The 14,655-nt window shown below is 35.7% G+C and carries 14 protein-coding genes; 5 read left to right on the top strand and 9 right to left on the bottom strand.

Annotation, left to right across the window (positions count from 1 at the left end):
- Positions 1-133: 133 nt before the first annotated feature.
- The 3 genes from BW946_RS01440 to BW946_RS01430 all read right to left on the bottom strand — a co-directional run bounded on the left by BW946_RS01440 (position 134) and on the right by BW946_RS01430 (position 3,007).
- Positions 134-1,171 carry a peptidylprolyl isomerase gene (locus BW946_RS01440; RefSeq protein ID WP_228402413.1) on the bottom strand — a complete coding sequence of 346 codons (1,038 nt, stop codon included), beginning with the start codon at positions 1,169-1,171 and terminating at the stop codon, positions 134-136.
- Between the two features lie 82 nt (positions 1,172-1,253).
- Entirely contained in the window at positions 1,254-1,766 is a 513-nt protein-coding gene (locus tag BW946_RS01435; RefSeq protein WP_076594465.1) for an FKBP-type peptidyl-prolyl cis-trans isomerase, read from the bottom strand.
- Between the two features lie 170 nt (positions 1,767-1,936).
- On the bottom strand, positions 1,937-3,007 hold the full coding sequence (locus tag BW946_RS01430; protein WP_076594464.1) for a branched-chain amino acid aminotransferase: 1,071 nt from the start codon (positions 3,005-3,007) through the stop codon (positions 1,937-1,939).
- 85 nt (positions 3,008-3,092) lie between these two features.
- Here BW946_RS01430 and mnmD point away from each other — a divergent pair, with 85 nt between their 5' ends.
- Complete coding sequence (gene mnmD / locus BW946_RS01425) at positions 3,093-3,767, top strand: tRNA (5-methylaminomethyl-2-thiouridine)(34)-methyltransferase MnmC2 (RefSeq protein WP_076594463.1); 675 nt, start codon at positions 3,093-3,095, stop codon at positions 3,765-3,767.
- 212 nt (positions 3,768-3,979) lie between these two features.
- Entirely contained in the window at positions 3,980-4,396 is a 417-nt protein-coding gene (locus tag BW946_RS01420) for an NUDIX domain-containing protein (protein WP_076594462.1), read from the top strand.
- A 21-nt stretch (positions 4,397-4,417) separates the two neighbouring features.
- Here BW946_RS01420 and BW946_RS01415 read toward each other — a convergent pair whose 3' ends face one another.
- Complete coding sequence (locus BW946_RS01415) at positions 4,418-5,122, bottom strand: DUF4294 domain-containing protein (protein ID WP_076594461.1); 705 nt, start codon at positions 5,120-5,122, stop codon at positions 4,418-4,420.
- Between the two features lie 51 nt (positions 5,123-5,173).
- Between BW946_RS01415 and BW946_RS01410 the strand changes: the two genes are divergently transcribed.
- On the top strand, positions 5,174-6,247 hold the full coding sequence (locus tag BW946_RS01410; RefSeq protein ID WP_076594460.1) for a chryseobasin maturation metalloprotease ChrP: 1,074 nt from the start codon (positions 5,174-5,176) through the stop codon (positions 6,245-6,247).
- Positions 6,248-6,587: 340 nt separating this feature from the next.
- Positions 6,588-7,238, top strand: coding sequence for a ribulose-phosphate 3-epimerase (rpe, locus tag BW946_RS01405; protein WP_034698534.1), 651 nt, complete (start codon positions 6,588-6,590; stop codon positions 7,236-7,238).
- A 433-nt stretch (positions 7,239-7,671) separates the two neighbouring features.
- Here rpe and BW946_RS01400 read toward each other — a convergent pair whose 3' ends face one another.
- Both BW946_RS01400 and BW946_RS01395 read right to left on the bottom strand, forming a co-directional pair.
- On the bottom strand, positions 7,672-8,757 hold the full coding sequence (locus BW946_RS01400; protein ID WP_170872041.1) for an MNIO family chryseobactin maturase: 1,086 nt from the start codon (positions 8,755-8,757) through the stop codon (positions 7,672-7,674).
- Between the two features lie 15 nt (positions 8,758-8,772).
- A complete protein-coding gene (locus tag BW946_RS01395) occupies positions 8,773-8,994 on the bottom strand; it encodes an MNIO class RiPP chryseobasin precursor ChrA (protein WP_076594458.1) in 222 nt (73 codons plus the stop codon).
- 143 nt (positions 8,995-9,137) lie between these two features.
- Here BW946_RS01395 and BW946_RS01390 point away from each other — a divergent pair, with 143 nt between their 5' ends.
- Positions 9,138-10,985: an alpha-L-fucosidase gene (locus tag BW946_RS01390; protein ID WP_076594457.1), complete on the top strand. Its 1,848-nt coding sequence runs from the start codon at positions 9,138-9,140 to the stop codon at positions 10,983-10,985.
- Positions 10,986-11,060: 75 nt separating this feature from the next.
- Here the strand turns inward: BW946_RS01390 and BW946_RS01385 are convergent, their stop codons facing one another.
- The 3 genes from BW946_RS01385 to BW946_RS01375 all read right to left on the bottom strand — a co-directional run bounded on the left by BW946_RS01385 (position 11,061) and on the right by BW946_RS01375 (position 14,320).
- Positions 11,061-11,477, bottom strand: a complete 417-nt coding sequence (locus BW946_RS01385; RefSeq protein ID WP_034687444.1) for a nucleoside-diphosphate kinase — start codon at positions 11,475-11,477, stop codon at positions 11,061-11,063.
- Between the two features lie 653 nt (positions 11,478-12,130).
- Positions 12,131-13,057: a ribosome small subunit-dependent GTPase A gene (rsgA, locus tag BW946_RS01380; protein ID WP_076594456.1), complete on the bottom strand. Its 927-nt coding sequence runs from the start codon at positions 13,055-13,057 to the stop codon at positions 12,131-12,133.
- A gap of 180 nt (positions 13,058-13,237) precedes the next feature.
- Entirely contained in the window at positions 13,238-14,320 is a 1,083-nt protein-coding gene (locus BW946_RS01375) for a chorismate mutase (protein ID WP_076594455.1), read from the bottom strand.
- Between the last annotated feature and the right edge of the window lie 335 nt (positions 14,321-14,655).

Below are 14,655 nucleotides of genomic sequence, written 5' to 3'. Positions count from 1 at the left end.
ATCAGAAAAACAATTAGCCTTTCCAGATAGTCAATGGGTCGTAATCTGTACGCCAATCGTTACAGAATGTATTTAAGTCCAATAAAAAAAGCCATCCTTTCGGACGGCTTTTAATACTATGCTGAAGATTCAATTATTTCACTTTTACAAGCTCAACATCGAAAACTAACCAGGAGTTTGGCGGGATCACTCCTCCTGCTCCTCTTTCGCCGTAAGCCATTGCAGGCGGGATCAATAATGTAGCAGTTTCACCTTCTTTCAATAAAAGGATACCTTCATCCCATCCTTTGATTACTCTTCCCATTCCGATTGGAATTTCGATTGGCTCGTTTCTCTTGAATGAAGAATCGAATTCAGTTCCGTCTACCAATTTACCTGCATAATGTACAGATACGTTATCACCCGCTTTAGGAGCTTTTCCGTCAGCTGTTTTTGTAATTTTATAGTAAAGACCTGATTCAGTTTTTTGCATACCAGCTTTTAGGTTTTCCACCAATTTCTCCTGGTTAGCTTTGAATTCTTCTTCTCTTTTCTTCTTTTCAGCTTCTTCTTTAGCGATAAAAGCTTTATTGTTTTCTGCAATTTTAGCTTTTCCTTCATTGAAAGTTTTAGCCGCATCGTAGTGCTTGTACTCGTCACCTTTGCTGAAAACAGAAACTTTTTCTAAAACGATATCAGTTTTAGGTTTATCCTGAGCTCCTTTCTCAACGTTGGCAATCGCATCAATCACATCATTTCCTTTTACCACTTTTCCGAAGATCGTGTGTCTTCCGTCTAACCAAGGTGTAGCCACTTCAGTAATGAAGAATTGAGAACCGTTGGTATTGGGTCCAGAGTTCGCCATAGAAAGAATACCTTTTCCTGTATGCTTAAGATCGTTTTTTTCATCCTCGAATTTATACCCGGGATCTCCCATTCCAGTTCCCTGAGGATCACCTCCCTGGATCATAAAATCTTTGATTACTCTGTGGAAAATAGTTCCGTCATAGTAAGGAACTCCTTTAGCCTTGGCTTTGTTGTCGATTTTCCCTTCTGCAAGACCGATAAAGTTGGCTACAGTTACTGGTGCTTTCTTGTCCTCAAACTTTACAATTAAGTTACCTTTTGTAGTTTGAAGATTGGCATAAAGTCCGTCATTAAGACCTTCGTAAGTTTCTTTGTCTACGTTCATTTTTTTATAAATTGGGGTACAACTCATCAGCGAAATACTTGCCGCTGCCAGAATTATATTCTTGTTAAACAATTTCATATTTTTATAAAGCTTTTAATTTTATGATTAATGGAATATCGTTGTCTATTTTCTTTTCGTCTCCGTAAGTTCCGTAGGCCAAAGAAGACGGCACCAAAAGTGTTACTTCCTCTCCATCATGTATAAAACGCAAAGCGTTCTCCACTGCTCTCAGTTCATCAAAGTGCCCGAATCTGGCATCTCTTCTTTCAAAAGGCTGATCATAGATTTTAGTCTGATCAAAATCATACAGATCATAAGAATAGGAAATTGTAGTTTCATCTTTCCTTCTTTCCCTTTCATCATAACCTTCTACTGTTACCCAATAATTAAGCTGTGTTTGATAATACTTTACAGACTGGCCGCTGATCCAATCCTGAATCTGCCCACGTTCTATAATGTTAAGATTTTTCATCCTGTTCTTAGAAACATCCAGATCTTTCTGGCTCAAAACACCACCTACAGGAGGATGGGCCGTCTGTGCATTTCTGTTGCAGCTCAACAGGCTTATGGCTGATATGAAGATTATTTTTTTCATAAACTTTTGCGAAAATACACATTTCGCGAATCAATTACAAAACTTGACACACAAATATGTAAATGTTGTAATGTATTGATCTCCGCTAAAACGCTTTGTAAATTTTATGTGAATACTTCAATACGAAAAAGCCGGGAAAACCCGGCTTTCATATCGTTATATCAATAGTATTACACTGTTTCCAATACGTGATCTACCATCACTCTCCATCCGAACGGATCTTCAGACAAGTTGGTCTGCAAGTCTACCAAATCTTTCTTAAGAAGAGCCGCATAGCTTTCATCATCAGATAATCTTGGAAGTTCAAGTTTTTCTCCCTGATATCCTAATGCCTGGAACTGAGTGGTTACTACTGCTGTACCTACTCCCCATACTTCTTTAAGCTCACCTTTCTTTAAAGCTTCAATTACTGTTTTCACAGGAATTGGTTCTACTTTTACTTCGATACCTCTTTTCTTAGCTAACTGAATGAAGCTGTCTCTTGTTACTCCGTCAAGGATTTTCTCAGATGTCGGAGGGGTATAAATTGTATCGTTAATTCTTACAAACACATTCATTGTACCACTCTCTTCGAAATATTCGTGAGTAGCATCATCAGTCCAGATGATTTGCTCATACCCTTCTTCAATCGCCAACTGTGTTGGATAGAAAGAAGCCGCATAGTTACCTGCAGCTTTTGCAGAACCTACACCTCCGTTTGCCGCTCTTGAATAGTGATCAGAAATTTTCACAGATACCGGCTCAGAATAATAGCTCTTTGCAGGTGTTGCAACAATGGCAAACATATATTTATTAGATACTCTTGCTTTCAAAGCTTCCTCAGTGGCAAAAATCAAAGGTCTGATATAAAGTGACATTCCTTCCCCCTGTGGAATCCACTCTCTGTCAATATCTACCAAAGCTTTCAATCCGTCTAAAAACATTTCTTCAGTCACTTCCGGCATAGCAAGACGCTTCGCTGACTTGTTGATACGTTCAAAATTCTTTTCAGGCCTGAAAAGGAAAACCTGCCCGTCTTTGTCTTTATAGGCTTTCATACCTTCAAAACAAGCTTGTCCATAATTTACTCCCATCATGGCAGGTGTAAATGGAATCGGACCGTAAGGAACTAATTTTACATCACCCCATTTTCCGTTTTCATACTCACAAATGATCATATGATCAATGAAAGTACCACCAAATGAAAAATTGTTAGGGTCAAATGTAGAAATTCTGGAGTTTTCAGTTTTTTGAATTATCATTTTTTAAAATTTTTACGATGTTCTACAAATTTAACATAATTTTCTAAATATAAAAATTTTAGAGTAAATTTGACAAAAAAATAGCTTGAAAAGAGAAATAAAGACCACTAACGACGGTAGCAAAACATTGTTTATCAATGATTTAAATGAGAACTATCATTCTCATCACGGAGCCCTGCAGGAAGCCGAACACGTGTTTATCAAAAATGGACTTAATTTATTAAATGATTGCGAAATTAATATTTTAGAACTCGGTTTTGGAACAGGTTTGAATGTTTTGGTAACAATTAATGAATATTTAAAAACTGACAAAAATCATGTCATCAATTATTTTTCGCTGGAAAAATACCCCATAAATGAATCCGAAGTTAAGGATTTGGCTTACTTTGAACTTTTCGATAACCCAGAGTTTAAAAATATTTATCAGAAAATTCATCTGGCAGATTGGGAAAAGTCAGTAGAAATCATTAGTGGATTCAATTTAAAAAAGATAGAATGTGATTTTTTCGATCTGAAAGACATTGATCTGCCAAAAATAAACCTTGTTTACTTTGACTGTTTTGGAGCCAGAGTACAGCCAGATCTTTGGGAAAAGCCATTATTTGAAATGGTTTCTGACAAAATGGCCATTAACGGATTATTAACTACCTACTCTTCTAAAGGCAGTGTGAGAAGAATCCTTCAGGAACTGAATTTCCAGGTTGAGAAAAAGCAAGGACCTCCTGGAAAGAGAGAGATGATTAATGCTATCAAATTATAGGATGGAAGATGGAAGATGGAAGTTGGATGTTGGGTGTTTACAGCCCGCTGCTTAATTAATTTGATTTTTTATTTAAAAATAACAATATATATAAGATATGGTACTTCAACATTATTAAGAATGAATAGTGTTAAAACTTCCGGCTTCGCACTTACAGCTTTTTCTCAACAAAATTTCTTACATTAGCTATACAAATATTATACATTATATATATGATAGATAAGATCAACATTAGAGTGTATGCGTGTGCAGTAAAAGATAAACAAGTTCTGACTTTATTTGAGGAATATGCCGGCGAACCTTTAATGAAATTTCCGGGGGGTGGATTAGAATTCGGTGAAGGCGTACTGGAATGCCTGCATCGTGAGTTTGATGAAGAACTTAACGTGAAGATCAATGTTCTGGAACATCTTTATACTCAGGAAAACTTTCTTGTATCCCGTTTCAGAGAGAATGAGCAGCTTCTTACCATATATTATGTAGTAGATATTGTTAACGAGGAAGATTTCATTATTTTGGATCCCTGCATCGAAAAAACAGAATGGATTGATATAGACAGACCAGACAATCCCTTCCCTCTTCCAATAGATAAGATTGTATTCGATAAACTAAAAGAAAAATTCCTGTAAGTGTTCTTACAGGAATTTATATTATTTCTTTACTTTAAAATCATTGGCTCCTGAATAAGGCTGCAGATAACCTGAGTTCCAGTTGGATTGCAGTAATGATTCTATAAATTCATCACTTCTGTTAGTGTGAGGATTATAGCGTTCTTTCAGATCAATATCAGCCATTTTTCCTTTTACATTCCACCAGAAAGCACTCCATCCACCTCTTAATTCCTTGATAATTTCAAATACATTTTTACCGGTTGCCCTATTCATCAGCTTTGCAAAAACCTGCCCTTCGGTAGTCGTAAGATCTCTTAATTGTTTTTCATATTGGTCAGCAAGCATATTCTGTCTTTCTCTTACAAATTTTCTTTTGGCTTTACTGTCCATGTCATTCATATCTTTCTGGATATCTCTGTACTGCTGGAGTGCAGTAACAAACAAAGGATAAACTCTGTACAGCTTTTTATTCAGGAAGTAATAGTAATTCTTATCCAGCTGGTTATTAAATCGTGGTTTATTTACTAAAACCAACTCATCTAAAACGACTACAGGCTCACCATTGATTTCATACACCTTAATCTTCTGCTGTTCGTCATAATAATATTTATTACCAAACTCATCCACTTTCAGGGATTCAGGCGGGTACTGATTAAGCGGTTTTGCGACAATACCATCCTTCTGGCCAAAAACATTGACTCCAAAAAAGAGAATAAAAAGGCAGATAGTCTTACTAAAATTCATTATTTTTACACTTATAACAACGAAAATTAAACGCAAAAATCATTCCTTTTTATGAAATTTGAAAAGAAATCTTTGAAATTTTTAGAGAAATATTTAAACACTTCATCACCAACCGGTTACGAACATAAAGGACAGGAAGTCTGGATGGACTACATCAGACCTTATGTAGACAAAGTAGAAGTAGATCATTATGGAACCTGCTATGGGATCATCAATCCTGAAGCTGAATTTAAAGTAGTAATTGAAGCACATGCTGATGAAATCTCATGGTACGTCAATTATATTACGGATGACGGATTGATCTACGTGATCAGAAACGGAGGTTCTGACCAGACGATTGCTCCTTCAAAAGTTGTTCATATTCACGGTGAAAACGGAATTGTAAAAGGAGTATTCGGATGGCCGGCTATTCACACAAGGACCAATCAAAATGAACCTACTCCAAAAATCGAAAATATCTTTATAGACTGTGGCGCTACTTCTAAAAAGGAAGTAGAAGAAATGGGAATCTTTGTAGGATGTATGATCACTTACCCGGATGAATTCTTTGAAATGAATGACAGATATTTTGTCTGCAGAGCTCTGGACAACAGAATCGGTGGTTTCATGATTGCTGAAGTTGCCAGACTTTTAAAGGAAAATAAGAAATCTATCCCATTCGGACTTTATATTACAAACTCTGTGCAGGAAGAAGTAGGTTTATACGGCGCGGATATGATTGCTGACACCATCAAACCGAATATTGCTATCGTAACTGACGTTACCCATGATACTACCACTCCGATGATTGAAAAGAAAAAAGAAGGAGATCAGAAATGTGGTGCCGGACCGGTCGTATTTTTTGCACCAAGTGTTCATCATACCATCAGAGAGTTAATTACTGATACTGCGAAGACCAAGAAAATACCTTTCCAAAGAGCTGCCGCCAGCCGAGCTACCGGAACTGACACAGATGCTTTTGCCCATTCTAACGGCGGAGTACCAAGTGCTTTAATTTCCTTACCTTTGCGTTATATGCATACTACAGTAGAAATGGTATCTAAAGAAGATGTAGGTAATGTGATTAAACTTATCTATGAAACGGTACTTAAGATCAAGCCGGAAATGAAACTGAAGTATCATTAATAAAAATGAAAAACATCTTTTATCATCTAATCCGAAAACCAACTTTTATATCAGTTTTAACTGCTGTCTTTTTTAGCTATATCATCTTTTTAGCTGTATATAAAATATTTTATCCTCCCAAAATAGGGTCTGCATATAACATGATCCTTGAGATGTTGTTAATTGTCAGTTTTGTACCTTTAGGATTATTTATAATTGACAGATTATTAGTTATTAAAATTAATCATATCAGATTAACAATCGTAGAAGCTATTATATTCGGATGTATTTCCCTGTATTATTTTTTGGTTGTTAATCCATTTTAAAGAAAGAAATCTAAGTAAAAGTATAAAAAGTAAAAATGAAAACGAAGCTTATTGCTCCATCCCTTTTATCGGCAGACTTTGGGAATCTGCAAAGAGACATTGAAATGCTGAACAATTCTCAGGCTGACTGGTTTCACATTGATGTAATGGACGGAAGATTTGTGCCTAACATTTCTTTTGGGTTTCCGGTAATGAAAACCGTTCAGCAGCATGCTAAAAAATTTGTAGATGTTCACCTGATGATCGTAGAACCTGAAAAGTATGTTGATGAATTCATCAATCATGGTGCTGATCTTGTTTCTGTACATTATGAGGCATGTACTCACCTTCACAGAACCATCCACCACATTCAGAGTAAGGGAGCAAAAGCAGGTGTTGTTTTAAATCCTTCTACTCCTGTATTAATGCTTGAAGACATTATTGCTGATGTTGATCTTGTATTATTAATGAGTGTAAATCCTGGTTTTGGAGGTCAGAAATTTATTGAGAATACTTATAAAAAGATAGCAGAAACCAAAGATCTGATCTTAAGCAACAACTCTACAGCACTTATCGAGGTAGACGGAGGAGTAAATCTTGACAATGCTTCCAAATTATTTGAAGCCGGAGCTGATGTTCTTGTTGCAGGAAATGCTGTTTTCTCAGCTGAAAGTCCGGAAAGAACAATTGAACTTTTAAAGATATAAAAGAATCAAAATAATAAACAAAAGGCAGCCATTGGCTGCCTTTTCTCTTGTCTGGAAATTTAAGTCGTCTTGGTTATAATCTTTTTTCAACTTATTTGAAAATGTTTAAAACTATCTTGCTAACAACACAAAGATCCGAATAAAACCATACGTACACATCCGTATAAACACTTAATTTAGCAGTAAGTATTTTCACTTAATTCCATTATATTTTTCAAAATTCTTTGTTCCAGATACAGGCACAGACCACAAAAATGATAGAAATAACTGAAAAGACTGTTCTGATATTATTCAGAAAATTCCATTTGTTTTCAAAGCTCTCCCGCATCTGACTGAAAATCATCCTGTCAGAGCAGTGAGAACAGCAGCAGTAATGATCAATACCAATATTGTCATTTTCATATCATTTGATTTTTTTCGCCAGAGAATGAAATTAATAGGGATTCCATTTTTTAATGATATTCTGGGCAGTAAGAATCATTTCAGAGTCCCAGTTTTCAGTTTTAAAATAATAAAAATCCAGGTCTTTAATGGTTTCAACATCTGCATTATCATAAAGAAGTTGGGTAAGCCTTGATTGTTCTTCATATAAAACCGGGTCTTCCAAAGGTTTCTCCGAAAGTTCCACTTTCATCTTGCTCCAGTTACTTTTTTCTTTCCCATTCAACTCTGAAGTTTCAATAATGGTCTTAACTTTACTAAAATCATCCAGGAAGTGATCTCTTTCTTCGTCTGTCTTTAAAGTGTGGCCGAGTCTTTCAATGATTATATATTCAAGATTTTCGCATTGTGTAAGTACAGATGGCAGTACAGAAAGAATATCCCGAGGAATAACATCATCATGAGTATCTCTTCTCACCTGTTTTTTTCCATATACACTATCCTGCCAGCTTCCTCCCGAAAGATGAATTTCCTTAACTTTATCCAGCGGGTACAAATCAATGATCTCCTGCATCTCTAATTCAAAATTACAGGATTGACAGTAAATATTATGAAGGTCAAGAATTAGAAAACCGTTTGTATCTTCCGTGAGCTTGTCAAGAAAAACACCTTGTTCTTTCACATCATCAATGGAAAATGAAAATGCCAGATTTTCTATCCCCACGGGAATATTTACGGCTTCCTGCAGCCTGTATAATCTGTCTTTTCCTATTTGTAAAGTTTTGGGGTGTAAAGATACCGGCAACGGTACTCCCTGATGAAAATTTTCGGTATTCATAAAACCAAAATGTTCCGTGATATGATTGTATTTCCGCAGATTAACTTCTTCTTTTAGTTTTTTCAGCCATTCTTCCTGTCTTTCCGTCCACCTGGCATCAAATAAAGAGTAGTAAACCCCATGTCCTATCAAGCGGTTATTTTCAGCGTAAAAATTCAACAGATCCCTAAGCCAATCCGGTTCATTGGCATGATAAAGGGTGTCAAAAGACCACTCCATCACGTCGATGGAATTGTTCTGCAACAATGGCAAAACAGCAGAAACAAAATCCGCTTCTGCCATCATTGATACTCCTAACATTGGTTTTTTCATCTTCTACCCCATTCCGCAAGCCGGGCAGCCATGTCCACGGAGCACAAGTGTATCTTTTTTAACAACCGGCTTGGGTGTTCCTGGTTTTTTCTTTTCAACCGTATCTGTAGAAGTGGCTTTCTTTGCTTTTTTAACGGACTTTTTTGTTTTACCTTCCGGTTTAGTAGTCTGCGCAGATACACTCACCGCTAATAAACTTGCCATTAATATTGCTGGAATTTTCATAATTTCTTTTCAAATCAATTTTACAATAAACGTTCCATTTATAAAAATACAATAATAAGAAACGTTTTGATAACAATTATCAGAAACTATTTTATACTATAATAATTTCTTTATCTATATTTAATGCTAAAATAAATCTGGATATGAAAAGTAGTCTGATTAAAGCTGTTTTCCTTGGGTTGATGTTATCTGCACACAGTATCGACGCACAGGTTCAGGCAGTGGACAACAGCAAAAAAATGGAATGGTTCAACAATGCAAAACTGGGTATTTTTATTCATTGGGGAATCTACTCTGTCAATGGAATATCCGAATCATGGTCCTTCTTCAATAATTATATTAATCACGAGAATTACATGAAACAGCTGAATGGTTTTTCAGCTTCAAAATACCAACCCGAACAATGGGTAAATCTTATTAAGGAATCCGGAGCAAAATATGCTGTCATTACAACAAAACATCATGACGGAGTTTCACTGTGGAACTCCAGAGCAGAAAAAGCGACAAGCATCCCTCAAAACGCTCTGGCAAAAAAGGATGTTTTAACCCCATTTGTTTCAGCTCTGAAAAAATCAGGATTAAAAACAGGACTTTATTTCTCGTTACCGGATTGGACTCATCCGTATTATGATATCAATACCCGGACAAAAAAACGTTACGAATTTAAAAGTGATCCGGCACGCTGGCAGAATTTTATAAGCTATTATCAGGATCAGCTTAATGAGCTTTCTAGACAATATTCTCCGGATCTTCTTTGGTTCGATGGAGACTGGGAACATACTTCCGAAGAATGGAAAGCTTCTCAAACCCTGGATTTACTCAAGAAATACAATTCCAATATCATCATTAATTCGAGGCTTAACAATCACGGAGATTACGATACTCCTGAACAGGGTATTCCTGTTGTCCCACCACAAAATCCATACTGGGAGCTTTGTTACACTATGAATGATTCCTGGGGATATCAGCCTTTTGATAAAAATTATAAGACACCCAACATGATTGTAAGAACACTTGCAGATGTGATCAGCATGGGAGGGAATCTTCTGCTTGATATAGGACCCAGGTCGGACGGAACCATTCCGGAAGAGCAAATTGAAATTCTTAAAAATCTGGGGCGATGGACTTCCAAAAATCAGCATGCCATTTATGAAACCACCCGAGGTATTCCTTTTGACAATTATAAAGGAAAATCTTCTTTATCAATCTCCAAAAAATCTTTATTCCTTTATCTGGAAGAAGCCAAAAACTTTACAAAAATCTATGGAGTGACAACAAAACCTATTTCCGCAAAAATCCTGGGAGATCCATCTGCTGTTATCACAATGGCTTATAATGCTGAAAAAACACTGACACTAAATTTCTCCAATGTAAAATTTGACAAAGATGTCACCGTGGCAGAAATTACTTTTGACACACCTCCTGCATTTCTGAAAGATTTTAAGAAAGAAGATCATCCTCTTTCCGAAATACTGGAAAACAAAAATACCCGGGAAGCAACCTATGATATCGCCAATGCTCTGAACTATGATCAAAATTTACTGACACAAAAAGGTCTTACCTATGATGGTCTCGACATGAAAATTAAAAAAACGCCTAAAACAAATCCAGAAACCACAGAATGGATAAGCAAACATGCTGAAGCTTTATTTGAGACAGGAAAAGGACTTCCTGCTGGTCATTACTCAGGAATGAGCGCTCTGTCAAAAGACAAACAGACTCTTTATCTTTTTGTGGAAGGAGTGCCTACCGGCCCTATTGCTCTGAAAGGAATAAAAAATGAGATTGCCAGAATAAGAGTGGTTGGTGAAGGCACTATGCTGCCTCATACCATCTACAATAAACTGTACTGGAGCGACAGACCGGGAATTATTTATATTGATGTTCCAAAGGAAAAACTTGATAAACAAATGACTGTCATTGCTGTTTTACTGAATAAACCTATGGAACTCTACAGAGAAAATGTGGGAGCTATTGAAAACAACCTTTAATAAATGAAACACCCATTCATATCAAAACAAAATCCGGAGAAATCTCCGGATTTTTTATTTTGTAAGATGATTTTCTTAGAAAATCTCTCTTCCTGAAAAATGAAACTGAGCTTCGATTAATGCATTCTCATCAGAATCTGAACCATGAACCGCATTTTCTCCGATGCTTCTTGCAAACATTTTTCTGATAGTACCTTCTGCAGCTTCTGCAGGGTTAGTAGCACCGATTAATGTTCTGAAGTCTTCAACTGCATTGTCTTTTTCTAAAACTGCTGCAACGATAGGACCAGAGCTCATGAATTCTACTAATTCTCCATAAAATGGTCTTTCAGCGTGTACTTCATAGAATTTTTTTGCATCAGCAACTGTAAGCTGAGTTAATTTTAAAGCTTTGATTTTAAAACCTCCTTCAGCAATCTTACCCAATATAGCACCGATATGTCCGTCTGCAACAGCATCAGGCTTAATCATAGTGAATGTAATGTTAGACATAAATGTATATTTTTTTAATGGCGCAAAATTACAAAAAATATCTTTTATTTTTATTTTAATTTTTTTTTAACATAAAAATAACTTTTATTAAGAAATTGTAACACAAACTTTGGCACAGTAATTGTTTATTATTTTTCGATTCTCATGTTTAATTTGAGTTTTCATGGTTATTAGTTTTTACCCAGCTTCGGCTGGGTTTTTTATTTTCAAAAAATAGTAGTTTTTTTTATTAATTATTTAATTTTATATCTAAAATCGGATTATATTTAATGATTTTCTACATTTTATTTCAATTAGCAAAATAATTTCATTTTTTGAAAATACAATTTCAGAATTGGCAAAAATATGACAAAAGTGGAGTTATCTGCCAAAATTGTAAACCTGAAAAGTAGAGTTATTTAAAAACGAATATTTTTTGGTCTTAAATAAAAAAATATTCGCAGTAAATAATATCCTTTAAAAGCAAGAAGTTTTGAAATCTTAACAAGGGTTTATTTCAGTAAAATAATTTTTAAAACAAAAAAAGAGACCATCCAATGAGAGTCTCTGTATATTTTATTTATAACGAATACATCAAAATCATTTCTGCAGCCAGAGGAAGTTCGTCATTTATCTAATTAGTCTGTAACGTTTAAAATAAAAGATTTTATTGATTATTTTTGAGAAGCTTCTTCTGCCTCATCCATCAGTTTAATATAAGTAGCGTAGCGGGAATGCTGAATCTCCCCTGTCTCGAGAGCATCAATAACGGCACATTTCGGTTCATTGATGTGAAGACAATTGTGAAACTTGCACTCTTCTCTCTTCTTGAAAATCTCGGGAAAGTAATGCTGTACTTCTTCTTTTTCAATATCAATCATTGCAAATTCACGAACGCCGGGAGTATCGATAACGTTTCCGCCAAAATACCAAAAGTGCATCTGTGCAAAAGTTGTTGTGTGCTTTCCTTTCAGGTGAGTGTCTGAAATTTCAGATGTTTTTAAGTTTAATCCCGGCTGTAAAGCATTCACCAATGTAGATTTTCCACAACCTGAGTGACCGAAGAATACAGAGGTTTTATCTTTAAGAATCTCCTGAAGCTGATCCAGATTCAATTTTGAATAGGACGAAATTTCCAAAGTATTATATCCAATTTCCTGGTATAGGAATTCAATGTCCTTTACAATTTCAATTTCTTCTTCGTGTAAAACATCGATCTTATTAAAAAGAATGAGTGGAGTAATATTATAAGCTTCACAACATGCCAGAAACCTGTCCAGAAATCCTAATGATGTTTCAGGATGTTTCAGGGTAAAGATAAAGCAAGCCAAATCAATATTGGACGCAATAATATGGGCTTCTTTTGAAAGGTTTACTGATTTTCTGATCAGATAATTGGAGCGCGGTTCAATTTTTGTGATCCATGCGATATCATCCTGTTCCAGTTGAAACTCAACAAAATCTCCTACAGCAAGTGGATTGGTAAGCCTGGTTTTTATCAATTTGAATTTTCCCCGGATTCTGGCCTCGAAAATTTTATTAGTTTCCAATTCCAAAACCTGGTACCAACTGCCTGTAGATTTAATGATTTTTCCTTTCATAGATAATGCTGGTGCAAATATACGCAATTAGGGCTTAGCATTCAGGAAATAGGTTTAAAAACACATGTTTCAATTGCCCTAAATACCAATGCATAAGCCCTAAGTTGTATTTTTTCTAAAATTTTGGTTTTAATTTTCAGGAATTAAAGCAAAATCCCAATCTTTAAAACGCGCTCCAATTTATCTTTTGTCGATCATAATATTATTCTGAACTTCAATAGACTCTTCGTGAATAGCTTTGAATACTTTTTCAATGAATTCCTGAGACATTCCTGTTTCTTTTGCTTTTTGAGTAGCGTATTCTGTGATTACTTTCCAACGTTCAGGCTGGAAGATCGCAATGTCATTTTCTTTTTTAAGCTTACCGATCTTTTCAGAAATTTTCATTCTTTGAGAAAGAAGTTCAATTAACTGGAAATCAAGATCAGAGATCAAAGTTCTGTGTCTTCCCATCTCTCCTTCAAAACCTGCAAGATTAGAGCTTCTCACTTTCAGATTTCCGATAAGCTCTGCAAGAACTTCAGGAGTAATCTGCTGGGAAGCATCGCTCCACGCTTCATCAGGATTACAGTGTGATTCAATGATTGCTCCCTGGTATCCTACGTTAAGTGCTTCCTGGGTGATATCCGCAAGACCTGTTCTGTTTCCGCAGATGTGAGAAGGGTCGATTAACATTGGAATGTTGGGAAACTGGCTCTTGAAATCAAGGGCAATCTGCCAGTTCGGGTTATTTCTGTATTTTGTTTTCTGGTATGTTGAAAATCCTCTGTGGATTACGCCCAGGTTTTTTATATCCTGTCCTAAAAGTCTCTCCAAAGCTCCGATCCATAATGCTAGATCCGGATTCACAGGGTTTTTCACAAACACAGGCTTATCTGTTCCTCTTAAAGCCATTGCTATTTCCTGTACTGTAAAAGGGTTCACTGTAGAACGTGCTCCAATCCAAAGAACATCTACATCTGCTTCCAGAGCTGCAAACACATGGTGTGCGTTGGCTACTTCAGTTGCTGTTTTAAAACCATACTCTTCTTTTACTTTTTTCAGCCAGTTTAAACCAATCACTCCTACTCCTTCAAAACCGTTTGGTTTGGTACGGGGCTTCCAGATTCCTGCACGGAAAACCGATACATTAGCATTGGATTCCTTAATTCTCCTGGCCGTTTCAAGCATTTGAGCTTCACTTTCCGCACTACATGGTCCTGCAATCATTAGAGGCTGTGTAAGCCCATCGATCCACTCATTTTTTAAATCATTTAAATTCATTATTCTAAATTTTTGTTGTTTTTTTATATTATTTATTCATTGACAGCAATAGCCCTTTGGATTATAAAATTTAATTTATAATTCTTTTCAAAAAATGCCGTTCAAAACTGTTTAAAGGAATCAGGAAAATAATAGGGCTCTACTTCTCCTGTATTTTTTGGAAAGAAATTCAGTTAACAGTACCAATAAAATCGGTAATACGTTCTGAAATTTCTATAATAAGAAGCAGAAAAACTAAAATAACCGCTAAAAAAGTAATTAGCGGGTGCAAAAAAAGACTGATATGTGTTAATCAATTTTTCCATTCTATTCTGGAAATGTCTTGTTTCAGCGTT

The organism is Chryseobacterium sp. RU33C (assembly GCF_900156015.1).
Taxonomy (GTDB): Bacteria; Bacteroidota; Bacteroidia; order Flavobacteriales; family Weeksellaceae; genus Chryseobacterium; species Chryseobacterium candidae.
Note: the sequence above shows the minus strand (reverse complement) of the source record. Positions and strands in the feature narration are given on the sequence as shown.

Excerpts from the sequence above, each read along its gene's own strand:
- BW946_RS01440 (WP_228402413.1), bottom strand. The coding sequence starts at position 1,171 with ATGAACGTAGACAAAGAAACTTACGAAGGTCTTAATGACGGACTTTAT.
- BW946_RS01435 (WP_076594465.1), bottom strand. The coding sequence starts at position 1,766 with ATGAAAAAAATAATCTTCATATCAGCCATAAGCCTGTTGAGCTGCAAC.
- BW946_RS01430 (WP_076594464.1), bottom strand. The coding sequence starts at position 3,007 with ATGATAATTCAAAAAACTGAAAACTCCAGAATTTCTACATTTGACCCT.
- BW946_RS01420 (WP_076594462.1), top strand. The coding sequence starts at position 3,980 with ATGATAGATAAGATCAACATTAGAGTGTATGCGTGTGCAGTAAAAGAT.
- BW946_RS01415 (WP_076594461.1), bottom strand. The coding sequence starts at position 5,122 with ATGAATTTTAGTAAGACTATCTGCCTTTTTATTCTCTTTTTTGGAGTC.
- BW946_RS01410 (WP_076594460.1), top strand. The coding sequence starts at position 5,174 with ATGAAATTTGAAAAGAAATCTTTGAAATTTTTAGAGAAATATTTAAAC.
- rpe (WP_034698534.1), top strand. The coding sequence starts at position 6,588 with ATGAAAACGAAGCTTATTGCTCCATCCCTTTTATCGGCAGACTTTGGG.
- BW946_RS01400 (WP_170872041.1), bottom strand. The coding sequence starts at position 8,757 with ATGTTAGGAGTATCAATGATGGCAGAAGCGGATTTTGTTTCTGCTGTT.
- BW946_RS01395 (WP_076594458.1), bottom strand. The coding sequence starts at position 8,994 with ATGAAAATTCCAGCAATATTAATGGCAAGTTTATTAGCGGTGAGTGTA.
- BW946_RS01390 (WP_076594457.1), top strand. The coding sequence starts at position 9,138 with ATGAAAAGTAGTCTGATTAAAGCTGTTTTCCTTGGGTTGATGTTATCT.
- BW946_RS01385 (WP_034687444.1), bottom strand. The coding sequence starts at position 11,477 with ATGTCTAACATTACATTCACTATGATTAAGCCTGATGCTGTTGCAGAC.
- rsgA (WP_076594456.1), bottom strand. The coding sequence starts at position 13,057 with ATGAAAGGAAAAATCATTAAATCTACAGGCAGTTGGTACCAGGTTTTG.
- BW946_RS01375 (WP_076594455.1), bottom strand. The coding sequence starts at position 14,320 with ATGAATTTAAATGATTTAAAAAATGAGTGGATCGATGGGCTTACACAG.